Below are 21,927 nucleotides of genomic sequence, written 5' to 3' on the forward strand. Positions count from 1 at the left end.
AGGAGATTGACGTGGTAGCGCGCTCACGGGACGAGGGATGCATCGGGACGAAGATCGGCGCACGCGAAAAAATTGATCCAGCAGTCGCCGGTCGGATTCGGCTCTTGGAGCGGATATTCGCTTCGACTGCCGTCGGTCCTGACACGGAGCATGCGACGTTTTTCGCAGACAGCATGCGGTACAGGGATATTGCATGCGGCATATCCAAGGAAGGCCCTGGCGGCTACCTCGAACACTATCGGGATTGGTCCGCATCATTTCCTGATGCTCAGCTCGTCCAGGAAGGGGTGCCGATAGTGACTCGCGAGCGGGCAGCAGTCCCGTGGGCGATGACTGCCACCTACAGCAAGCCGTACCCAGGCGTTCCTCACGACGTTCCACTGGGAACCCGTGTTGAGTTCAGAGGGATCTCCACTTTCGAATTCGGTGACGGTGAGCAAATAAAGGAAATGTCCGACTATTATTTATATCGGAACAGTCAGTGATTCCTCCGATTTTGCTGTCGCTTGTTCTGTGGGCAGACGCTCACGGCTCAGCATCCCCTTGGCTGGGCTGCGGCTTTCGCGTGCCCGCGGAGTGCGGGCTGCCGAGGCAGGCCTGAGACCGGCTTCCTGCTGACGATCTGCAGCTTTCGCCCCAAGTGTCCTGATCGCAGAAAGGCAGTACTCGTATGGAAAGACTGATGAACGGCCGGCGGGGCAAGGCAGTTGTCGTGGGTGGCGGATACGCCGGCTTGATGACGGCGCGTGTACTTGCTGATCACTTCCGCGAAGTGATCGTCCTTGAGCAGGACGATGTCGACGTAGACACTGGAGCCCATCCGCACACCCCGCAGAGCCTTCACGCCCATGGTCTGCTGGCCAAGGGCGCCGAGGTCCTGGAACGGTATTTTCCAGGACTGCGAGCGGAACTCCAGGATCTCGGAGCACCGGTGTTCGACTACGGCGAAGGCATCAGCATGCTGCTCCCCGCCGGGTTCGCCCCGCGCGACCGCATCGGGGTGCAGCTTCAGACGTTCAGCCGGGACGAACTGGACCGACGCCTGCGTCGCCGGGTACTGGCTTTGCCAGGGGTTTCCCTGATGTCCGGCGCACGCTGCGATGGCCTGATCATGTCCCGGCCAGGAGCCGTGACCGGGGTCAGGTATCAGGTCAAAAACGAAAAAGAGCCGAGGCGGCTTGAAGCCGACCTGGTCGTCGACGCCTCCGGCAAGCCCAGCGCCCTCGGGGTTTGGCTGGATCGGCTCGGCGTCACCGCCCCCGCCAAGAAAATCGTCAAGACGAACATCACCTATGTTTCGACGTACCTTGATCGGCCAGAGGACGACTCGGACTTCCGCATCGCATACCAGATAACCTTCGCACCTCATGTGTCCCGCGGAGGAATTGTCCTGGCCGTCGAGCACAAACGCTGGGTCTGTTCCTTGTTCGGATATGAAGGACAAGCGCCAGCGGCCGATGACGAGAGTTGCCTGGACTTCGCTAAAACCCTTGGCAATCCTCGTATCGCGGAGCAGATCGCCCGCCATCCCATTCAGGATCGCATCCACCGGTACACGCACGCCAACAGCCGGTGGAATCCGTACCACGCATGCAGGGACTGGCCTGAGCGTCTGATCGCGATTGGCGACTCGGTATGCGTTTTCAATCCGGTGTTCGGACAGGGCCTCACGGTGGCCGCGCTGGAGGCTGACCTTCTGCACCGCACGCTCACCAGACGACGGACGCGTGGGCAAGGGCTCGACGGTTTCAGCCGTGCTTATCAGCGAGGCGTGGCCCGCGTCGTCACGACCCCGTGGACTCTGGCGAAGAACTCCGACCTCATGTGGAGCCCTGACCATCAGCCCTTCGCGATCAGGGCGTCGCACTGGTACACCACACGCGTTCTCGAGGTGGCTGTCCATGATCCGAAGGTCTGGTCGCGCTGGGTGAGGGTGGTGAACATGGTGTCTCCGCCAACTCTCCTGTTCCACCCGGCTGTGTTCGCCAAAGTGATCAGTCGCGGTCTCGCACACCGTAGGACGGCATCTTCTGACCACACTGAGGCTCTGGCCCGACGTTGACGCGCGAGGAGCCAGGGATACAGAGTGCTTCTGCCGGGCAGGTCAGGCTCGCGCCGCCTTCCTGCGGGCACGGCCTGGCCAGCGATCCGGGCAACGGCCAGGCTCATCTCCTCGCGCGCAACCTGCGGGACGTTGAGGAGGATGGCGTACGAATCGTTCCCGTCGAACAGACATTCTTCGCAGAAGTGCGACATTTCCTAGCCGCGCCCCGTACGCATGGGACCACATCGACGCCCTGAACCTGCGCCTCCAGCACGAGGTCATCAAGAAGCGCCTCGACGTGTTTCCGCTGCAGTCGGACAAGCCCGGTCCTAACGCAGACTCGCGGCCGTGGTGACCGCGCATGACGATCCGCACTGTCCCGCGCAGGCCGATGCCAGGCCGGGCCGCACTTTCGGTTCGGTGCGCAGGTTGTTGATGATGCCCAGCACGAGGCCGATCAGCTGGACCGGTGGCCGCGAGTAGCGGCACCGCGGGCCAGTCACAGATGCGCAACGTCACGGTGGTGAAGACGCTCAAGGCGCTCGTGGCCGCTCCACCTGGGTGCCAGTCGCCGAAGCCGTGGGCGTGCCACGCCGACAGGACAGCCGATCTTGGTACACCTCAGGCTTACACAGTTGGCATGACATGCCCGGCCGAGTTGTGCACCAAAACCACAAACCGCAACAAGGAGAACAAATGGCGGTGCCGCTCTGCTGAGAAATGCTGAGAAGGTCTGATGGACGAACAGCGGCCAGGCGTCCGCTGTCGATCTTGATGAACACGGCCTCCGCGCTTAGACGAAGATGACTGTGACGAGCGTTCTTCCCCGCCACACGCATCCGGCACCACCCAACCCAAACCAGCAAGACTTTCGTGAGAGCACCTCGGTGGTCGGCACCTGCGACTGTCAGGTCAAGACGCATTCGGGCCTAAACGACTACGTCACACGGTCACCTCGGATCAGACGGGGAATCTGCCCGAGTCGTGCCCCACGATCGCCGCCTGCACCCGATTGGTACAACCCAGCTTTGGCAAAAGGTGACTGATATGTGCTTTGACCGCCCCTTCGCTGACATGCATCCTGCGCGCAATCTCGGCGTTGCCGGCGCCTCGTACGACATGCGCCAAGACCTCCTGCTCCCTCCGGGTCAGTTGGTCGATCCGGCGCTGCGCCTTCCGGGCCCGATCGTGGTCGTAACGAAGGAGCAGTTCGATCACCCTCGGAGCGATCGATGCCCCGAGATACGAGCCGCCAGCCGCGACAGCGAGGACGGCATCGACCAGTTCTCGCGAACTGACCCCCTTTTTCACGTAGCCTGAAGCTCCGGCACTCAGGGAGCGATAGATGAACTCCTCGGTCGCCAGATCGGTGAGTATGATCACGCGCGTTCCCGGGTTTCGCTGCCGCATTTGGCGGGTGGCACCTATTCCATTCAGCTCATGGATTGAAATATCCATGATCATGACGTCAGGGCCCAATCGCGTCACCAGCTGCAACGCGCCGCGACCACTGTCGGTTTCACCTACTACGCCAATCCTTCCCGTCTCTTCGAGAGTACTGCGGATTCCTGTGCGAACAAGGCTTTCGCGATCCGCGACCGCAACCTTGATCATGGGAGTTTCCTGTCTTCCCGAGACCGACGTCACTGCGTCGATCTCCCATCGACTTTCCGAAGAATGACAGACGCCGACCCCTGCCCAGGACCACAGTCTTCGCGTGCGCTGTTTAGTTCATGCAAGCGAGGCCGCACGGCATCGCCTCGTCGCGCGCCGTTCGATCCGCGCCAACGTGCGTCACCTTGGCCAGCTCGTACGCGACAGGGCAGATCGACGTAATCTTGTGTCAAGATTTATGCCACACTCGCTGAACCGTCGACAGCCACCGAACAGGGTAATCCGGGAAGACTGTCGATACCGGGCCTGCCTGCGGTACTGGATCATCTGATCGAGAACCAAGGACGGTTTTGCGAACCATTGCAGAAGCCTGAATGAAGGCGCTCGATAAATCGCCGCGAGGATTGCGCCGTCGTTCCTCGATGAGACCGGCTAGATATGCGTGGAAGTGGGTCGCGGAGTCGGGGCAGGAACCAAGGTCTGCGGGCGATCACCGGTTCCGGAAGTGGCCGGGTGTTCTCATGCCACTGCGCCACCTGTTCCCGGTCTTCATGGGGAATACCAAGAAGTTCCGAGATCAGCACGACTGGCAGGACCTGATCGTACGATGAAACCAAGTCGACGTTCCCAGTATCACTGAGCCGGGCGCAACAGCTCACGAGCAATCTTCCCAGCGCGCGGGCGCAGGTCCGCCAATTGAGCATGATTGAAAGCCTTGGCCGCCAACCTGCGAATTCTCGGGTGCCGCGACGGGTCGAGGAAGGTAATTCGATTGGCCAGCTCATCCCGGGCCGCCAGTTCCGGACAGTTCCCGCCGGTACTGTTCGCCGATGGGGCAACTACCGAACCGCGCGTCGCTCAACGCGGTGCTGGCCAGACGGTGCGAGCTGACGCACAGAAACCCGTCGCGGGTTCGAGACACTCGCCTGACTCGTTGGAGTTGCCTGAACATGGGGTATTGGCCTGTTGCGCCAGAAGACAGGTCCAAGTCGAAGTACTCGTCAGTGTGCCGATTCAACTCAGGTGAATCCGCGCTGGATAAGACTTTTTCGATTCGTGCAGCTGAACGCCTCGTCACCTCCTGACCGGACCGGCGGCGCGTCCGTACTCGCCCCTGGCGATATGCGTCCGCTTTGGACATTGGCTTGCCGATGCATGTGGTGCTGCGCCACGCGAAGTCTTGCCCAGCGCGCGGCCTTGCCGCAAGGTGGAGCACCGGACGTCAGGTCGAGAAGTGGTTGTGCTGACGTCGATCGCCGTATCTGCCTGATATCCCGTTGCGGGCTCGTCATGCCGTTCCGGTGTGCTACCCGCTGTTTCACGGAGGCGAGATGGACCAGAACCGCTGCCGCGCGATCGTGTGCTGTCTCGGTTTCTTCCCCGCCGTATTCACCTATTCCTCGACCCCGGTGCTTGTTCCCGCCGTCGCGGCGGCGTTGGGTGCCGGACGGGTTGGCACGCAATGGATCGCGATCAGTTCGCCGGTGGCTGCGGGCGCGGTGCAGCTCTACGCGGGCAGCGTCAGCGACCGGCTCGGCGCCCGCCGGGTGTTCGTGACCGGTTTGCTGGTGTTCGTCGTCGGCGGTGCCGGGGTTGTGGCTGCGCAGTCGGTAGGGGTGCTCATCGGGGCGCGGGTCGTGCAGGCCTGTGGCATCGCGGTGGTGGCGCCGGTGAGCCTGGCCCTGTTGAGCGGGTCCGGTGCGCGCGACGGCCGGCCCCGCTCCCCAGGGGCGAAGTGGTGGCTGGTGACTACTGCCGTGGGGGCGGCATCGGGACCTCTGCTGGGCGGTTGGTTGATCACCGCGTTCGGCTGGCGCTCGGTGCCCCTGTTCACCGTCGTGTTCGCGGCCGCGGCGGCGGCCGTTCTGCTCCGGCTTCCGGGCCGGGACGGGTCTCGCGGACGGGGCCGGGGATTCGACGCTGCCGGGCTGGTCCTGTCGGTCGTCATGGTCAGCGCTGCGCTGCTCGGCATCACCGGCGGGGGCAGCGGTCCTCGTCCGGCGGAGGTGGTGCTCGGCGTGGGTGCGGCCGCGGTCGCCGCGGTGGCGTTCGTGGCGGTGGAGCGGCGCAGCCGGGTCGCGGTCCTGGACCTGGCTCTGTTCGGCCATCGCCGTTTCGCCGTCGTCGTCGGGCTGGGATTCCTGTTGTTCTCCCTGTACAACGCCTTCAACGTGCAGACGATGCAGTACTTGCAGCTCGTGCGCGGTTTGTCGCCGTTGTCGTCGGGTGTGCTGGTCTTGCCCGCCGCGGTTCCGGCGGTGGTGACCGCGCCGCTGGTGTCGGCGTTGGCCGCACGGGGCCGTGCTGGCGCGGCCCCGGCCGCCGGGTTCGCCGCCGTGGCGATCGGGTTGCTGGCGCTCGGAGCGTTTCCCGACGCCTCGACCGGGCTGATGCTGGGCTGCTACACGGCGATCGGCACCGGGGTAGGCGCGGTGAACGGCGCGGTGGTGCCGGCCGCGATGGCGGCGGTGCCGGTCGGGCAGGCGGGAGCAGCCGCGGCGGTGCTCACCACCGCGCAGGTCCTGGGCGGCGCGTCGGGGGTCGCGGCGCTGGGCAGCTTCGCCGCGGCCCGCGCCCAGGCATGGCTGGCGGGGTGGCCGGGCACCGAACCGGCCGCATCGACCTGGCTGGGCCGGTCCGCTTTCGGGCACGGGACCGCGGAGGCCTATCTGCTGGCCGGGGCGGTCGCGGTCCTCGCGGCGTTCGCCTGTGCATGGCTGACCGGCGCCGGCCGGCGGCCAGGTTGGAGATCTTCTCGCGGCCGTCCGGCCGATGTCTGAGGAAAGGGATGCTGACGATGACGATCAAACCCGCGATGCTGGACAACTCCTACGGCCGCACGGCCGTCGAGCTGACGCTGATCGACCGGCGGTCCGCAGTCCATCGCGTGCGGCGGTTCACTGTCGATGTGGTGCTCACGGGCGACTTCGAACCGGTCTACGCGGATGGCGACAACCGTCGGCTGCTGCCCAGCGGCACCTTGGTGAACACGGCGGTCGTGCGGGCCTACGACGATCCCGGTGCGGAACCAGAAGACTACGCGGCCGGGCTGGCCGAACACCTGCTGACCGCCTGCGCGGCCGCGCAGCGGGCGACGGTCACCGTCGTGGTCGACGACTACAACCCGATCTTCCGCGACGACGAACCGGATCCGCACGGCCACGTCGCTGCCGGGTCCGAACGCGCCAGCGTGGTCGTGCGGGCCGATCGGGCGACCTCGGCTCCCGCGGTGACCGCCGGCATCCGCGGACTGCGGCTGCTGCGCACGACGGGGGCCGAGTTCCTCGGCTTCCTGGCTGACCAGTACACCGACACCCTGGCACAGCCCGCCAGGGCGATCTGGCTGGAAGGCACGGTCGAGTGGGAGTACGGACCGGGGCGGGCGGACTACCCGTCCTGTCGCGACGCGGCCCGCACCGCGTTGCTGCGGACGTTCGCCGAACACGCCAGCCGCTCCACTCAGCACACCCTTTACCAGCTGGGCCGGGCCGTCCTCGAAGCTTGCCCGGAAGCCCGCAGCGTCCGGGTGGCAGATCTGCACGCGCCGTGGACGCCGATCGACCTGTCGCGCTTCGACCGGCCGGACAACAAAGCCGTCTATCTCGCGCCGTCGGTCTCCTCCTTCGTCGAGGACGTGGTCGTCGGTCGGCCCGATGAGGGCCGGCCGGCCGACTGAACGCTTGGCCCCGTCGTCATGCCATGCGCCGGTCGCGAAAGGCCTGTTCGTGGAGATTGGCTCGAGATTGCCTTGCGAGGCTCCGGTGGTCGTCGTCGGGCCGGTCGACCGGCCCGGATCCGGTTCGAACGGTTGCCTGGCACTTGTCCGTTAGCGCGCTGGCGGTTCCCGGGCCGACGTCGACCGGGTGCTTGCTGCGCGGGTGATTCGCGGTGCTGAGGTCACCGCGCGGTGCCAGTTCACGAAGGGCCGGGTGCTCTTCGTCGTCCATTGTGGTGCGTGGCGCAGATAGTCCCGGGCGACGATGCCGTTGGCTAGGGTGCGGTTTCCCGGCTGCGTGACGGTGTGCCGGATGGACACGTCGCGGCCGGAAATTGCCGGAATGAGGCGTGCCTGGCCGCTGCGCTCGCATGCGTGCACGGACACCGGTCACCGAGACAGCGACGCGGGCGGCAGCCAGTCTCCTGATCGCGTGTGTCCCGGCCGGGGTCGAATCCGCTTCGCTGGCAACGGTTTCCGCGGTGGAGATCCCGGTGTGCCAGTCGATGGTGCGTGCCACGCATCGAACGCAGCTGCGGGAACCGGGCCCGGCGGGTGTTGCGATGGCTGATTTCCGGTGCTCGAAACGGGACGTCGGGCTTGAGCACGCCGAGCGCCGGATCAGCCCTTCGCGGGTGCCGGGCCGGGCGGCACGTCTTGCGTGCGGACCAGTTTGGGTTCCGCTGTATGGTCGGTAAATCGTCGCGCGTCCTGGTGGCCCCGGGATAGGGGATACGCACGCTCGTGGTCGAACCGGCTTGGCACTGCTGAACTTCGGCAAATCTAGCATGGGAAGCGGGTTGCTTGCCGGGACGGCATTCAGCTTGGCGAAACACCTGGTGCTAAAGGATGTTTCGCGATCGTGCGGTGTCGGCGAGTCCCCACGTCGGGCCGATCGTCCCTGTCCTCGCTCGTGCTGGGCGGGATTAAGACCGAGGCCGGATATGCGATGAACGTGCTGATGTCAAACAGAATATTCCTGGCTTCCTCCGTTCGGGCGCGGTTCTCCTGGAGGTTGAGGGAATCGCGGGACTGCGGTTGAGTTACCGGTCGTGCTTCGACAGAAAGAACCGTTGCCGGCCTCCAGCGAAGTATCGTGGCGGCTGATCAGAGCTCCATTGTGGACTTTCGGCGGCCGCCGATGATGCGGGCTCTCGTGGTCTTGCAGAGTTTGGCGGAGCGCCAGCTCCCCTGCGGGTTTCGCGGCGTCGGCAGGGGGGTGCGCAAGTGGACGGTGCACGGAACCGCGGTGACGGTGTCGGAGATGTCGGTCGCCGAGCGGCACGCGGTGATGGCTGGCATCGACCTGGCGGAAAGCCTGCTGCCCAAAGGGCACTATGCTTGCCTTTACAACGACGACCTCATGTACGTGGCGTTTCCCTGCTGCCTGATCTGGTTGCGGCGCGACGACCACGAAGCCGAATGCCGGGCACGCCGCATCGGGCGGACGTTCGACGTGCCGGACGATCGGATGAGATTCCTCGAGATCTTTTCGGCGGACCCGCCGGACGAAGTGCTGCTCGGAGATCGGTGAGCGCGAGGGCGGCCGTACGCGCGAAGACGCCGTCGAACGCGTTGCCTTCGTCATGGACGGTGATGACCGAGTGCTCCTGCAGGCGCACGGGGAATTCGGAACAATTGGTGCAGCGAAAAGGAAGACCGGTGGCGAAGTGGGTGTTCCCGATGACGTCGACGGCGGGCGTTGGCGAGGACGGAGTTCGCACGGTGCCGATCGCGTTGCTGCAACCGGCTGATTCGCCGCGGCTGGGCGGCGTGAACGCCTCGCACGTCCGGCTGCTCGCGGAGGTCCCGGACGAGTTGCCCCCGTTGCTGGTGCACCGGCGGACGATGCGGGTCATCGACGGGATGCACCGGCTCAGCGCGGCGATCGCCCGGGGCGACACCACGATCCGGATTCGCCTGTTCGGCGGGACCGACGAGGAGGCGTTCGTCGAGGCGGTGCGGACCAACACCGGGCATGGCCTGACGCTTTCGCTGGCGGACCGGACCGCGGCCGCCGGGCGAATTCTCGCGTCGTATCCGGACTGGTCCGATCGGGCCATCGGCGCGGTGACCGGCCTGTCCGGCAAAACCATTGCCGGGATAAGGAAAAAGGCGACTGCGGAAATTCCGCAGTCGCCCGCCAGAATCGGCAGGGACGGCCGGATCCGCCCGACCGACCCCGGACGCAAGCGGGAACTGGTCGAGGACCTGCTGCGCCGGAATCTCGCGTCGACGCGGGAGATCGCCGAGCGGGTCGGCGTCTCGCCGTCCACGGTCCGGCGGGTCCGTCGCCGGATGTCGGCGGAGGAAAGCCGGCCGGTCGCGGACGTCGCTGTCGCGGACGAGTCCGGTCCGGCCCCTGCCGCGGCGTCGCCTGCGGCCTGCCAGTTCCCCGCGCTTGCCGACACGATCAGGAGCCTGCGCTGCGACCCGTCGGTACGGTTGTCCGAGGGCGGCAGGAATCTGCTGCGCCTGCTGGAGGTGCAGACCTCGAGCATGGCCATCTGGCCGGACCTGGTAGCCGCGGTGCCCGCGCACCGCGTGGCTCAGCTCAGCGAGATCGCCCAGGATTACAGCCGGGCGTGGCTTGAGTTCGCGCAGGAGCTCGACCGGCGTGCGGACGCGACCGGTCGCCAGCCGGTCAGACCCCGCTGACCGGATCGCGCGGGCTGGCGCCGGCGGTGCCGTGCCGCCGGCGCAGTTCCCACAGTTCGGCTGGGGAGATCGGCATCCGGGAGATGGGGAATCCCTCCGCGTCCTCGATCGCGGCCGCGACCGCGGCGGCGACCGGCACCGTACCGCCTTCGCCGACGCCTTTGACACCCAGCGGGTTGAGCGGCGAGGGCGTCACCATGTGGTCGATGGCGATGTCGGGGATGTCGTGGACGGTCGGGAGCAGCAGGTCGCCCAGCGACGGGGTGCGCAGCTGCCCGTCCTCGCCGTAGACGATCCGTTCCAGCAGCGCGCCGCCGATGCCCTGCGCGACTCCGCCTCGGATCTGTTCCGCGATGACGGCCGGGTTGATCGGCCGGCCGCAGTCGTGCACTACGAAGTACCGCAGCAGGGCGATCTCGGCGGTGTCCGGATCCGTTTCGACCACTACGACGTGGACTCCTGCGGAGAAGGTGGATCTGGTAGGCGAGAAGTAGGCGGTCGCGGTCAACCCTGGCTCCGCCTCGTCGTTCAGCGGCGGATGCCGCGGGTCGGCGCCGGGCGCGAACTGGGTCGCCGACCGCGATTGCTGGTCGAACGCGTAACGCAGCGGGTTGGCCAGCACGGCGACGGTCGCCAGCGGCAAGCACCGGTTCGGGTCGCCCGCGACGGCGACCACGCCGTCCGCCAGATCCAGGTCGGCCGGCGTACAGCGGAGGGTGCGGGCCGCCACTCGCAAGGCTTTGGCCCGTACCCGGGACGCGGCCAAGGCAACCGCGTTGCCGCCCAGCACCGCCGACCGGGACGCGAACGTCCCGACGGAGAAACCGAACCGCCTGGTGTCCCCGGCGACCACGTCGATGTCGCGCAGCGGAACGCCGAGGCGATCGGCGGCGATCTGGGCGAAAACCGTTTCGTGCTGCTGGCCCTGGGTGCTCAGCCCCACTGTGACGGTGACCCGGCCAGTGGTGTCGGCTTCGACCCTGGCCCCTTCGTAGGGGCCGAGTCCGGTGCCCTCGACGTAGCAGGCGAGGCCGATTCCGACGCGTCGCCCCGCGGTGGCCGGCCGGCGGGTGCGCTCGGCCCAGCCGGATCGGCGCAGCGCGGTGGCCAGCAGCGCGGGATAGTCGCCGGAGTCGTAGACGAGGGGACGGCCGTCTTGGTAGGCGAGGCCGTGGTCGTAGGGCATTTGCTCGGCTCGGATGAGGTTGCGCTCGCGCACCGCGGCGCGGTCCAGCCGCAGGAAGCGGGCCACGGCATCCATCGTGCGCTCGATGGCGAACGTCCCTTGCGGTCGCCCCGCGCCCCGGTACGGGGTGACGATCGCGGTGTTGGTGTACATCGACCGGAACTCCACCCGGTAGGCGTCCAGGTGGTAGGGACCCAGTATCTGGGTGCTGGTGACCAGCGGCACGATGATGCCGTAGGGGGTGTACGCGCCGTTGTCGTGCCAGAAGGACACATCCAGCCCTCGGATGCGTCCGGTGTCGTCGAAGCCGACGTTGATTTCGTGCTGCTGGCCGCGTTCGTGCGCGGCGGCGGCGATGTGCTCGGCCCTGTCTTCGGTCCACTTGATCTCGCGGCCCAAGCGGAGCGCCGCCCACGGGACGAGGACCTCTTCCGGCCAGGGGTGGACGAGTTTGACGCCGAAGCCGCCTCCGACGTCGGGGGTGACGACCTCGATCCGGTCGGCGGGCAGGGTGAGCCGGGCTGCCAGGGCGAACCGCAGCGAGGTGCTGGCCTGGGTGGAGGAGCAGACCCGCAATGAGCGGTCCGCGGGGTCCGGGCGCGCGTACACGCCCCGGCATTCCATGGGCATCGCCGCGGACCGCTCGATTTCGAGGCTCAGGTGCAGCCGGTGCGGTGCCGCGGCGATCGCGGCGGCGGCGACGCCGCGTTCCTGCACTAGATGCGCCGCGGCGTTCCCCGGTACGTCGTCGTGGACGGCGTGCTCCGCGCGGCGCGCGGCGGTCAGCCCGATCACCGCCGGCAACGGCTGGTACCCCACCCGGACCCGGTCGCGCGCGTCCTCGGCGGCGTACCGGTCCTTCGCGACCACCATCACGACGGGCTCGCCGACATGCCGAACCACTCCGTCGGCGAGCGGGCGTCCGGTGCGCGGTGCGTGCAGCGCCGGGTGCGGAACCAGCACCGGCAGCGATGTCCCGGCGCGGGCGTCCAGATCCGCGCAGGTGATCAGGGCGAGCACGCCAGGCACCCGGGCGGCTTCGGACAGGTCGGTGTGCGTGATCCGGGCGTGGGCGTGCGGGCTGCGGACGAAGGCCGCCGCCGCCGCGCCCGGGCCGAGGTCGTCCAGATAGCGGCCGTTGCCGGCGGCCAGCCGGGCCGCGGTCTGGCTGGGCACGGGTTCGCCGACGAGTTCGCCGGTCACGTCCGGTCCTCCCGGGTCAGTTCGGCGGCTCTGAGCACTGCGGCGACCGCGCCGTGATAGCCGGTGCACCGGCAGAGCACGCTGGCGACTGCCTGGCGTGCCTGTGCAGGAGTGGGCGCGGGGGACTGGCGCAGCAGCGCCGTGATCGTGGTGACCAGCCCGGGGGTGCAGAAGCCGCATTGCATTCCCCGGCATTCGACCAGTGCGCGCTGCACCGGCCCCGGTTCGCCGTCGGCGCCGCGGCAGCCTTCGGTGGTAGTGATCTCGGCGTCGTGGACGCTTGCCGCCAGGAGGAGGCAGGACCGCATCGGCAGGCCGTCGACCAATACCGTGCAGGCCCCGCAGGTGCCTTGCTCGCAGCCGACATGCGTGCCGGTGCAGCCCAGCTCGTGCCGGAGCGCATCGGAGAGCAGCCTTCGCGCGGGCACCTGTGCCGTTCTGGGCTGTCCGTTGACGATCAGCCGCACCTCGTGGTCGGTCATGTCCGCCCGATCGCCGCGGCGCGCCGGGCCGCGATCCGCCCCGCGCGGGCGGTCAGCACGCCGGCGATGTGGCGGCGATAGTCCGCGCTGGCTTGGAGATCGTCGGCCGGCGCGAGCGCGGCCGCTCCCTGTTCGCCCGCGTCGGTCCAGCGAGCGGTGTCGAAACGCTGGCCGACCACGGCATCGGTGAGTTCCGCCCGGACCGGGGCGGGGGCCACGCCCGTGTAGGCCGCCACCGCGTGCCGGATCCGCAGCGCTGAGTCCAGGGCGACCACCACCGCCGCTCCGCACAGCACGAAACCGCCCGGCTGCCGCGACAGTTCCTGCCACGCGGTCCCGGTGCCGGGCGGCGGCACGGAGAAGGACGCGCTGATCGCCAGTTCGTCGGTCTCGAGGGCGCACCGGTGCCGTCCGGTGAAGAAGTCCTCAGCCCGCACTGTGCGGCAACCGGTCAGGTTTGCGATTTCGACACTGCCGCCGAGGGCCATCAGGACCGCGGGCAGTTCCGCTGCCGGGTCAGCGTGCACCAGGCTGCCGACGGTGGTGCCGCGATTGCGGATGGCCGGATTCGCGATGTGCGCGGTGGCGTCGCTGAGCACGGGCAGGGCCTCGCGCACGCCGTCGTCGTGCTCCACCGTGGCGTGCCGGATGAGTGCGCCGATCCGGATCGCCGAAGGCGTCCGCCGGAGCACAGCGAGTTCGGCGACCGCATTGATGTCCACGACGTGTTCTGGCGTCGCTTTCCGCGTATTCAGCAGGGGCAGCAGGCTTTGCCCGCCGGCGAGAACCGCGGCTGTTCCGGCGTACCGGGACAGGATCGTCAGCGCCGCGCTGACCGACCGGGGCCGATGCAGGCGGAAGTCAGCCGGTTTCACCGCGCCTGCTCCGGCGCGGAGCGGACGCCCGGAGACATCGTCTCCGCCGGACCGGCTTGGAAGGCAACGGAAAAGGAATACGGCGCGATCAGGACGACCAGTGCCAGCCGGACCTCGCGGTCGGTGGTGAAGGCAATGTCGATTTCGGGATAGCAACTGGGCCGGTCCGGCTGGAAATAGCAGGACGACAGCAAAACCGCGCGCAGGCGCGAGCCTGGCGCCTCCGGCAATTCCGGCAAGTGCCACCAGCCCTGGTCGTCGGCGAGGCCGCGCGCGACTGGATGGAACTGGTCGTCGATCAGCCGCTCGAGCCGGATCGGCAAACCCGATGCCGGTCTGCCCCGGTGGCTGTCCATGACCTGGACGGAGATTTCCATGTCGGTTCCCAATCATCGAATGGGCCAGACCGTGCCGTGCGGCATCTTTCTCGGACCGCTGAGGAACCGTCAACCGCGATCGCGGCGTGACCCGCTTGCTCCGCGGCGCGGGCGCGGCCAGTGTTGCCCCGATGGAGAAACCGGCCCGGCACGACGGCCGCGGCAGCGAGCTGGCACCCGGTCGCCGAGCGTGGATCCTGGTCGCCTGTTGCGGCGGACTGGTCGCGCAGAGCGTCGCGCTCAACGGCGTCGCCGTGGCATTGCCGTCGATCATGGCGGGGCTCGGCTCTGGTGGCGCCGCCGGTCAGTGGACCACCGGCGGCTACCAGTTGGTCGCCGCGGTCTTGTTGCTCGGTTCCGGCGCGGTTGCCGACAAATTCGGCTGCCGCAAGGTGTATTTGCTCGCGCTGGCGTCCTTCTCGGTGGTTTCCCTTTGCTGCTGCCTGAGCGGGAACAGTGCAGTTCTCGTTGTCTCACGGCTGGTGCAAGGCGCGTCGGCGGCTCCGCTGGTGCCGTGCGGGCTGGCGATTCTGACGCGGACGTTTCCCTGCCGGGCCGAGAATGCCCGTGCGGTCGGGGTGTGGGCGGCCGCGGCCGGTGCGGCGAGCGCGGCCGGACCGCTGGGCGCCGGGCTCGTGGTGGATGCCGCCGGTTGGCGCATGGTGTTCCTCGCGCTGGCGGTATTGGGCGTCCTCGGCGTCCTGCTCGTCGCGGCAGCGGTGCCGCCGGATCCGGTCGTCGCTCCACAAAGGATCGACGTGCTGGGGCAGTTCGTGTTCGCGGGGCTTCTGTTCGCCGTGTTCACGGCCGTCGTCGGGCAGGGGCGGCTCCCGGACCGGGTCCGTTTGGCCGTGTGCGCGGCGGCGGCGGTGCCATGCGCGGCGGTGCTCGCGGTACGGGCTTGGCGGCGCCGGACGCGAACCGGGCCGGTGCCGCCCGGCAGGCGGCCGTTCTCTGCGAACCTGCCGCCCGCGTTCCTGGCGTTCTTCCTGTTCAACGGGTTCTTCGTCGAGAACGCGCTGTACCTGCAGCACTGTCGCGGGCTGACCGCCGCGCAGACGGCCGCGGTGTCGCTGCCCGCCCCGGCCGGCATGCTCGCGGCGGCCGCCGTCGCCAGCCGGCTCAGCGCCCGCGGCCGCGGCCGGCCGGTTGTCATGACCGGCCTGCTCGTTCTCGGCGCGGGACTGATCGGGGCCGCGGCCGGTCCGGCTCCGCCGATGTGGCTGATCTCGGGAGCGTACTTGTGCTGTGGTGCGGGGCTTGGCCTGGCGAACACTGCGGCGACGACGCGAGCGTTGGCGGCCGTGCAGGCGGGACGCACGGGTTCTCTGGCCGCGGCCGTGCCGACCGCCACGATGCTGGGCGGAGCGCTGGGGGTCGTCGCGGCCGGCGAGATCACCGCGACCCTCGCCACGACGTGGCTGGCGGGCCGTATCGCCGACAATCAGGTTTCCCCGGACCTGCTGCGCATCGCCGAAGGCGGTGCGCGGGGCGGCGGCGTGCCCGCCGGCATCGGCGCGCTGGGGCAGGCCGCGTTCGTCCACGGCCTGCACCTGGCGTACCTGATCACCGGCGGACTCGCCGTCGTGGCAACCATCGCGTGGGCCTTGGCTACTCGCCCCAGGCCGCGTCCGCGCGGCTGACGTCCGCCCCGGCGACGTGTCAGGTCAGGACCGTTCCAAGGTCAGATGGACCAGACTGTACGGTCTTTCCGGGGCGACATAGACGGCTCCCTCGCTGGTGCGGCCGAAGGGTGATAGATCGACCGGGAGGTGGTCGTGAGCCGCGCACGTCAGCCGCACCTGGCTCAGGTCGTCCCGCGCGCGCAGCACCGCGGCGCCCAGGACGTGCACGGTGTGCTGCCCGGATTCGCTCTCGTGGTTGTCGAACGCGAAGGACAGTGCCCCGCGAACAGTTTCGTAGCAGACGCTGTAGTCCTTTGTGGACTTGTCAGCGTCGTGATCCCATTCGATGTCCAGAATCGCGCCCAGCAGCCGATCGGGCTGATCGGGCGTGGTGGTGTACTCGTCGCGAAGAAACTTCGTGAACGCGGAATTCGTCGTCCTGGACAGCCGCAGGCCCGCGACGCCGCCGGTCACCTCGGGGTGCTCGCCGCGGCGATGCCGGACCTGTGCGGTGCGGGCGGGCAGGCCGCCGACGCGGAAACTCGAGGCGACCGGGCCGCTCTCGTGGGGGGAGTGCGCCCACGGCACCGCCTGCAGCCGCACTCCGGCCATGGACGCTGCCGGGCAGGCGAGAAGAAATCGTTCCGCCATCCTCGTGGCGAGGTCCTCCGGTTCAGCCGCCGGATCGTCGCCGGCCAGCGCGTGCGCCGTGTTCACCATCGTTCCGGTGGGCAGCAGGCGGGAGTTGTCCTGCCCGGTGAACACCGCGCCGAAGTCGCCCTCGAACCACACCTGCGCGGTGATTTCGCGCACGTCGTGCCGGTCGTCGCCGCGTTGGACGACCAGAAACCGGATGTCCGACTTGCCGTAGTCCTGCGTCACGATCTGCTCGGGCATGATGATCTGCCTCCCATTCGGGTGTGCGGCTGATGCGGTGTGGTTCTTACACCGCGATTCCGCCGCCGGCACAGGCCGCGCAGCCAGCACGCCGGTGGACGTGAACGCCGCGGGCGGGTTGGATCGGTTCTGTCACAAGCACTTCGCAGTGGACTCCGTCCCCGACGTCGGGAGAAACAAGTGCCGAACACTTCCGTTGCGCTGGCCGCATTCGGTTACGAACTCGGTGTGCTCAAACGCGTCCGACGATCCGGATGGTGGCACGCCGGCGTCCGGGACCCCGAATCGGTCGCGGAGCACAGCCTCCGTGCCGCACAGGTCGCCGCGCTGCTGGCCGCGGAGGAAGGCGCGGACCCGGGGCGGTCCGCGTTTCTGGCGCTGTGGCACGACTCCCAGGAGACGAGGACCGGCGATCTTCCGCACAGCGTTGCCGGATATCTGGTCAAACCCGACCCGCGGCACATCACCGCCGACCAGACGGCCGACCTGCCCGAACGTGCGCGCGCCGCGGTCCGGGAAGCCGTCGACGAATACGAGAAGGCCGAAACCGGGGAAGCGCGGTGCGCCCGGGACGCCGACCGGCTGGAGATGTTGTTGCAGGCCATCGAGTACCAGGACACCGGCGTCGGCAGGGTGTCCGGCTGGATCGACACCGCCCGCAAAGGCATCTCGACCGAAACAGGCCGCCGCGTCGCCGAAGCCGCGCTGCGAGTTTCGCCGTTGGCGTGGCGAAACCGATAGCTTCCGGCGCACCGGCGGCGATCGGCGGGGCAGAAGGACGACGCGACCGCGACGCTGCCGGTCGGCACCCGGTCCGCAGGCGCTGGGATGAACGGCGCAATCTCGGTGTTCAGTTGCCTGAGAGCCTGGCGCAGGATCGCCTGTTGGATAAAGAAAGCGAACGGCACGTCCCGGTAAACCGCGGTCTCTTCCGCGACGACAGGGTTCGACACGGCAGGTCCTTTTCGTTCCAGCATCACCAACCTTCGTTAAATGGGGCTGGTCGGCCCGTTGCGGCACAACAGTTCGTCCAGAAGATGACAGGGACTGCGGCGGTGGTGGTGCCTGCCCGGGTTGGGCGTGCACATCACCCGGCGCGGAACGGCGCAGTGATCAGCGCGCCAGGCCGCGGGCGACCAGCGCCAGACACTGGCCGGGCAGGTGCACGCGTGGCTTGCTGACGGGCGCAGAGGCGCCGACGCGCCCGGACGGTCACGCGGCCCGGTGCTGCAGGATGGCTTGCAGGCCGAGGGTCTCGCTGATGATGCCTTCGGCGGTGGTGCTCAGTCGCTCGCGGCGAGGGTGGCTTCCCGGTTTCGGCTGGGCTCTCGCAGGGGTCGGGCAATACAAGTACGGACCCGGCACATACGTCACGTTGGCAGCCAACGACATATGCCCGGGCGGAAGCGCCTACTACTATACGTTGGGACACCATTTCGTGGTCTTTCCCAAAGGGCATACACCCCAGTCGGCCAGCGGCACTACACGGAGCGCGGTCATCAGAGTCAACTGTTGACGGAAAGAAGCGGCGGTCCCGGGCGAACAAATCCTGAAGCGCGAACCGGCTTCGTTCGACCGTCAGTGGGCGGGACCGGAATTCGCCAGCGAATTGCGCCGCCCGAGGACGGGGCTCAGCGATGTTCGGAAGCGTCGCCGAGCCAGAGTTGCGGCACGGGCGGAGCCACTCGGCTCCGCCCGTCTCGAGGCAACAGCGTGCTCGCACCACATCCGGGCACGAAGGCCGGCAAGCGGGCTCACCACAGATGAACCAGCCGGTGTTCGTCCGCTCGTCGAGGTCGAAGACGTCGTCGTGTTCGTGCGACACTGACGCTCACCTTGCGCCTGTCTGCGCGGCGCTCACGGTGGCAAGCGTGAGGACGACGGACAGGAAAACTGGGCGTTGCCCTCGTTCATGCGGCCCGGTGGTTGAGGATGAGTCGCAGGTCGAGTGTCCCGTTGACGATGTCTTCGGCGGTGGTTCTGAGTCGCTGGCGGTGGGCGCGGGAAAAGCTGCGCATGCGGGCAAACGCTTCGTCCACGGGGATGGCCCCGGCCAGGGAGAGCATGCCCTTGGCCTGTTCGATGACGACGCAGCTGGCAAGTGCGTGTGTGAGTTGTTCGGTGACGGCCTCGCGCTGGCGGACGGCGCGTTCGTGGAGGATGCCGATGGTGGCGACGTCGGCCAAAGCTCGGACGAGGTCGAGATTCTCTGGCTGGACGGGCGGGCTGTCGTATCCGAACAGGTCGAGCGCTCCGATGTTCTGTTCGCGCGTTCGCAGCGGGATGGCGAGCACCGAGCGGAAACCCTGGTCGATCGCTTCGGTGGCGAACGCGGGCCACTGGTCGACCACGGTACCGAGATCGCCGATCATCACCGTTTCGCCGGTACGGCAGGCATCCAGACCGGGACCTTGGTCGGCGTCGAGCTGAAGACGTTCCAGACGACGGGCGGTCTCGTCGAACGAAGCGACGACCTCCACACCGCCGCCCTCGTTCGTCAACAGCACCCCGGCGGTCGATGCGTTCAGCCGGTCCACGCAGCACTCGGCGAGGCTGTGCAGCAGTCCCGCCGCGTCGTAATCTTGGACCAGCATGTCGGCCATTTCGACAAAAGCGCGCAACAGCGCCTGCTCACGGCGCGCAGGGTCCGGGGCTGACAACGCATCGCTCATCGCTCGCACCTCCTCTTCGTGGCAAAAGTACGAGCCCAGCAGCCGATGCAGCTAGGGCACATAGACGCTGCTGCTAGAGCAATAAGGCAAGGCCTCGAAGCGCACCTACTCACGGCACGGCTGGTAGGCCACGATCAGCGAGCCTTAGCTCTGCTGCTGTTGCAAGGTCGAGCGCTCGAGCTGAGGGCCAGCGTCGGAGTGCGGGGTGTCGTCGGTCAGCGCGTCGAATGTCAATTTCCACGCGTCCACCACGGTCGCGGTCGAGACGCGTGTCCCGGCTTGGCCCGGGAGCTACACGTTGTTGGCCTAGTCATACGGATCGGTGACCTTCGCCGCTAGCGCCTGCACCGCACCCCCAGCAGCACCACAACCGCCAGCGGCGGCCTGGTTGCTGCTCGCGGCGGCCAACGGTGCCAGGCAGTGGTGGCGACTTGCGAATCGGGACGAGCCTGCTCGCACGGGTACGGGAGCCTTGGCCAGGAGGTGAATGCGCAGTTGTCCAACTGGGCGGCGCGTCGGTTTCGTCCTCCAGGCACCGTCGAATCGACCTTCGCGCGGATTGGGTCCCGTGCCGAGCCGCGGTCTGACGGGGCTGGGCTGGAGTGGTGGCGGCGCGCTGGTCTGAGGGTTTTCACCAGTTCGGCCGCGCGACCCGGTTCAGCCAAGGGCCGCGGTTTCGGTGAGGATCGGCGAGGTCGAGGTCCGCATGAGCGAGCGGGGCAGGTTTGCGGCCAAGATCGGTCCGGTTCGCCGGTGTCGGCGGGAAGGCGGGGCAGGAGCGAGGACGGGAGAACCTGCCGGGCCCGCGATCGGGTGGTGCGATTGGTTCGGTTCGGAACCGCGTATCGGCAAGGTTTCGGGACTGGGTGGGTTGATGAGGACGAAGACGATGTCTGGATTGTCGATCCCGGGCCGATCTGTTCGTCGTTCCCGAGACCGATTCGCGAAGAGCGGGCGATGCTCGCGGGGCGAGGGCCGCGCTCGGTGACGCGTGCATGTCCGTTGCTTCGCCGCTGCGTCTCACGTGGGGCGGCTTTCCCTTACGGTTGGTCGAAGGGGCGGAATCCTCGTGCGAGGTAGTTGGCGAGTGCGTGGGGATGGTCGTCGCTGGAGGTGTGCAGCCAGACTCTCCGCGCGGGCAATGCCCAGGTCATCCGGAGTGCCTCGGTCAGGAACATCCCGCCGAGGCCTTGGCCGATGTGTTCGGGCAGGAGGCCGAATGAGTCGATTTCGATATCCGGTGCGTTCTGGAGATTGAGGGACAGCAAGCCGATGGCCTTGTCGTCGAGCATGCCGGCCCAATGCCGCAGGGTCTGGTCGTCGAGGTAGGAACGCCATTGCTGGTGGTCCCATTGCTGGCTCGGCCAGGAGAAGCCGCGTCCGACGGCGAGGGTCAGCGTGCGGACTTCGTCGCCCTCGACGGGGATCAGCTTCAAGCGTCCGTCGACGGCGGGCGCGGAGGGGCGCAGCTCGCGCGCGTCAGTCATTTCGAGGTAGGTCAACTGTGGCACGCCTCGATGATCGCAAACGACCGCTGGGCCTCGCATCGACTTTTCGGTCGCGTCGGCATGCCGGGTCGGCGCTTGTCCGCTGATCGGCAGGCGGATTCGCGCGTGCCTTCGCGGCGATCCCGTCGATCGAGGTGTTTGCGAGACCCTCGACGGCTCGCCGGGCAGTTCCGGCTGATGTGGCGCGAGTGCGAAGCGCTTGCCCGCGGTCGGGCGTTGCCCGGTTCGGGTTGATCGCCCGGCGGTGGCCAGCATCGACCCGCCATTCCATGGGGGTGCGGGGTGTCACCTGACCGCCGCCCGGCGCGACCTGCCCTACGAGAAAGGGCGGGCTGGCCTGCCCAGACATTGCGATCTTGTCCCGCGGCAAGCCTCGGCTCGTGTCGCTGCGGGTGCCTGCGCGAGAAGGTACCCACCGCCTCGGCGGGACAGGGTGCAGTTCGAACCGATGCCCGCGGTCGGCGCGCAGATCAGGCTGGCGCTGTCGGCCGGTGGCATTGCTCACGCCCAGTGCTCCGTGCCGGCTGCAACCCGTCGTCGCCTCGGAAGCCGAGATCGAGGACCGGCGCGCGGACAGGCGAAACGCGGAGCCCGTCGACGGACTGGGCGTCCCGGCGACGGGCTGGGTCCTGGAACGAGTCGGCCAGCACGCGCAGCCCGCGCTGAAGACGCTGAAGAGCCCGATCCTCGTCTGTATCTGGGACAGCGCGGCGGAGGCGGAGGCAGCGGTCCATGGCTTGTCAGAGTTGTTCTTGCACCGCTCGATCCGGCACCCGGAAGGTGAGGCTGTGGTGGTGGTTCCCGGATACCAGGCGGACGCGGAGACGGCGATGACGGCACGTCAGCGGGAAGCCGAGTGCCGGCCCTGGCCGGTGCGCGACGGCCGTGCCGAGGCGAGGCTGCAGGTGCACGCGGTGATCCCCCTGCATCGAACCCCGGCCTGAGGCGTTGATCCGTAAGGACGGGGCTGTGGCGCACGACGCGCCGGGCACCGCCGTCGCCGACGAGGACCTCCACGTCCTTCTCCGAGGCCAGCGGCCCCGGCATGCACCGAGCCCCCGTTGGCCGCGG

At 68.0% G+C, this 21,927-nt stretch carries 17 protein-coding genes; 9 read left to right on the forward strand and 8 right to left on the reverse strand.

All coding sequences use genetic code 11. The annotated features are described in order from the left end of the window. The first annotated feature begins 11 nt into the window (after positions 1 to 11). Together ACZ63D_RS22855 and ACZ63D_RS22860 are read left to right on the forward strand one after the other, a co-directional pair. Entirely contained in the window at positions 12 to 485 is a 474-nt protein-coding gene (locus tag ACZ63D_RS22855; protein WP_465356985.1) for a nuclear transport factor 2 family protein, read from the forward strand. 185 nt (positions 486 to 670) lie between these two features. After that, complete coding sequence (locus ACZ63D_RS22860) at positions 671 to 2,062, forward strand: NAD(P)/FAD-dependent oxidoreductase (protein ID WP_465356365.1); 1,392 nt, start codon at positions 671 to 673, stop codon at positions 2,060 to 2,062. A gap of 942 nt (positions 2,063 to 3,004) precedes the next feature. On the opposite strand, the gene ACZ63D_RS22865 is transcribed toward ACZ63D_RS22860, so the two are convergent. Then, a complete protein-coding gene (locus tag ACZ63D_RS22865; RefSeq protein ID WP_465356366.1) occupies positions 3,005 to 3,658 on the reverse strand; it encodes a response regulator in 654 nt (217 codons plus the stop codon). 1,331 nt (positions 3,659 to 4,989) lie between these two features. On the opposite strand from ACZ63D_RS22865, the gene ACZ63D_RS22870 reads away from it, so the two are divergent. The 4 genes from ACZ63D_RS22870 to ACZ63D_RS22885 all read left to right on the forward strand — a co-directional run bounded on the left by ACZ63D_RS22870 (position 4,990) and on the right by ACZ63D_RS22885 (position 10,031). After that, positions 4,990 to 6,438 (forward strand): MFS transporter, encoded by a 1,449-nt coding sequence (locus tag ACZ63D_RS22870; protein WP_465356367.1) that lies wholly within the window; start codon positions 4,990 to 4,992, stop codon positions 6,436 to 6,438. Between the two features lie 17 nt (positions 6,439 to 6,455). Next, positions 6,456 to 7,334, forward strand: a complete 879-nt coding sequence (locus ACZ63D_RS22875) for a hypothetical protein (protein WP_465356368.1) — start codon at positions 6,456 to 6,458, stop codon at positions 7,332 to 7,334. A 1,135-nt stretch (positions 7,335 to 8,469) separates the two neighbouring features. Further along, a complete protein-coding gene (locus ACZ63D_RS22880; RefSeq protein ID WP_465356369.1) occupies positions 8,470 to 8,907 on the forward strand; it encodes a hypothetical protein in 438 nt (145 codons plus the stop codon). A gap of 128 nt (positions 8,908 to 9,035) precedes the next feature. Further along, a complete protein-coding gene (locus ACZ63D_RS22885) occupies positions 9,036 to 10,031 on the forward strand; it encodes a helix-turn-helix domain-containing protein (protein WP_465356370.1) in 996 nt (331 codons plus the stop codon). Here the strand turns inward: ACZ63D_RS22885 and cutA are convergent. Genes cutA through ACZ63D_RS22905 form a run of 4 tightly spaced genes read right to left on the reverse strand, consistent with a single transcriptional unit; the run spans position 10,018 to position 14,154 of the window. Further along, a complete protein-coding gene (gene cutA / locus ACZ63D_RS22890; RefSeq protein WP_465356371.1) occupies positions 10,018 to 12,420 on the reverse strand; it encodes an aerobic carbon-monoxide dehydrogenase large subunit in 2,403 nt (800 codons plus the stop codon). The two genes, ACZ63D_RS22885 and cutA, sit on opposite strands and share 14 nt — an antisense overlap. Next, the gene (locus ACZ63D_RS22895) at positions 12,417 to 12,902 is read right to left on the reverse strand and encodes a (2Fe-2S)-binding protein (protein WP_465356372.1); all 486 of its coding nucleotides are present in this window, start codon (positions 12,900 to 12,902) and stop codon (positions 12,417 to 12,419) included. Before ACZ63D_RS22895 ends, cutA begins: the two co-directional genes overlap by 4 nt. Beyond that, positions 12,899 to 13,777: an FAD binding domain-containing protein gene (locus ACZ63D_RS22900; RefSeq protein WP_465356373.1), complete on the reverse strand. Its 879-nt coding sequence runs from the start codon at positions 13,775 to 13,777 to the stop codon at positions 12,899 to 12,901. The genes ACZ63D_RS22895 and ACZ63D_RS22900 overlap by 4 nt, the downstream gene beginning before the upstream one ends. Further along, complete coding sequence (locus tag ACZ63D_RS22905) at positions 13,774 to 14,154, reverse strand: hydroxyisourate hydrolase (protein ID WP_465356374.1); 381 nt, start codon at positions 14,152 to 14,154, stop codon at positions 13,774 to 13,776. Before ACZ63D_RS22905 ends, ACZ63D_RS22900 begins: the two co-directional genes overlap by 4 nt. A gap of 86 nt (positions 14,155 to 14,240) precedes the next feature. Between ACZ63D_RS22905 and ACZ63D_RS22910 the strand changes: the two genes are divergently transcribed. Further along, positions 14,241 to 15,797 carry an MFS transporter gene (locus ACZ63D_RS22910; RefSeq protein WP_465356375.1) on the forward strand — a complete coding sequence of 519 codons (1,557 nt, stop codon included), beginning with the start codon at positions 14,241 to 14,243 and terminating at the stop codon, positions 15,795 to 15,797. A gap of 24 nt (positions 15,798 to 15,821) precedes the next feature. Here the strand turns inward: ACZ63D_RS22910 and pucL are convergent, their stop codons facing one another. Continuing rightward, entirely contained in the window at positions 15,822 to 16,676 is an 855-nt protein-coding gene (gene pucL / locus ACZ63D_RS22915) for a factor-independent urate hydroxylase (RefSeq protein WP_465356376.1), read from the reverse strand. Positions 16,677 to 16,856: 180 nt separating this feature from the next. On the opposite strand from pucL, the gene ACZ63D_RS22920 reads away from it, so the two are divergent. Then, a complete protein-coding gene (locus ACZ63D_RS22920) occupies positions 16,857 to 17,417 on the forward strand; it encodes an HD domain-containing protein (RefSeq protein ID WP_465356377.1) in 561 nt (186 codons plus the stop codon). Between the two features lie 1,169 nt (positions 17,418 to 18,586). Here the strand turns inward: ACZ63D_RS22920 and ACZ63D_RS22925 are convergent. After that, entirely contained in the window at positions 18,587 to 19,348 is a 762-nt protein-coding gene (locus ACZ63D_RS22925) for a GAF and ANTAR domain-containing protein (RefSeq protein WP_465356378.1), read from the reverse strand. A 1,040-nt stretch (positions 19,349 to 20,388) separates the two neighbouring features. Then, positions 20,389 to 20,859, reverse strand: a complete 471-nt coding sequence (locus tag ACZ63D_RS22930) for a GNAT family N-acetyltransferase (RefSeq protein WP_465356379.1) — start codon at positions 20,857 to 20,859, stop codon at positions 20,389 to 20,391. Between the two features lie 488 nt (positions 20,860 to 21,347). Between ACZ63D_RS22930 and ACZ63D_RS22935 the strand changes: the two genes are divergently transcribed. Further along, positions 21,348 to 21,800, forward strand: coding sequence for a hypothetical protein (locus ACZ63D_RS22935; RefSeq protein ID WP_465356380.1), 453 nt, complete (start codon positions 21,348 to 21,350; stop codon positions 21,798 to 21,800). Positions 21,801 to 21,927: the final 127 nt, after the last annotated feature.

Source organism: Amycolatopsis sp. NPDC104775 (genome assembly GCF_055583325.1).

Bases quoted from the DNA above. Each gene is read 5' to 3' on its own strand.
- ACZ63D_RS22895 (WP_465356372.1), bottom strand. From the start codon at position 12,902: ATGACCGACCACGAGGTGCGGCTGATCGTCAACGGACAGCCCAGAACG.
- ACZ63D_RS22870 (WP_465356367.1), top strand. From the start codon at position 4,990: ATGGACCAGAACCGCTGCCGCGCGATCGTGTGCTGTCTCGGTTTCTTC.
- pucL (WP_465356376.1), bottom strand. From the start codon at position 16,676: ATGCCCGAGCAGATCGTGACGCAGGACTACGGCAAGTCGGACATCCGG.
- ACZ63D_RS22875 (WP_465356368.1), top strand. From the start codon at position 6,456: ATGACGATCAAACCCGCGATGCTGGACAACTCCTACGGCCGCACGGCC.
- ACZ63D_RS22925 (WP_465356378.1), bottom strand. From the start codon at position 19,348: ATGAGCGATGCGTTGTCAGCCCCGGACCCTGCGCGCCGTGAGCAGGCG.
- ACZ63D_RS22905 (WP_465356374.1), bottom strand. From the start codon at position 14,154: ATGGAAATCTCCGTCCAGGTCATGGACAGCCACCGGGGCAGACCGGCA.
- ACZ63D_RS22860 (WP_465356365.1), top strand. From the start codon at position 671: ATGGAAAGACTGATGAACGGCCGGCGGGGCAAGGCAGTTGTCGTGGGT.
- ACZ63D_RS22865 (WP_465356366.1), bottom strand. From the start codon at position 3,658: ATGATCAAGGTTGCGGTCGCGGATCGCGAAAGCCTTGTTCGCACAGGA.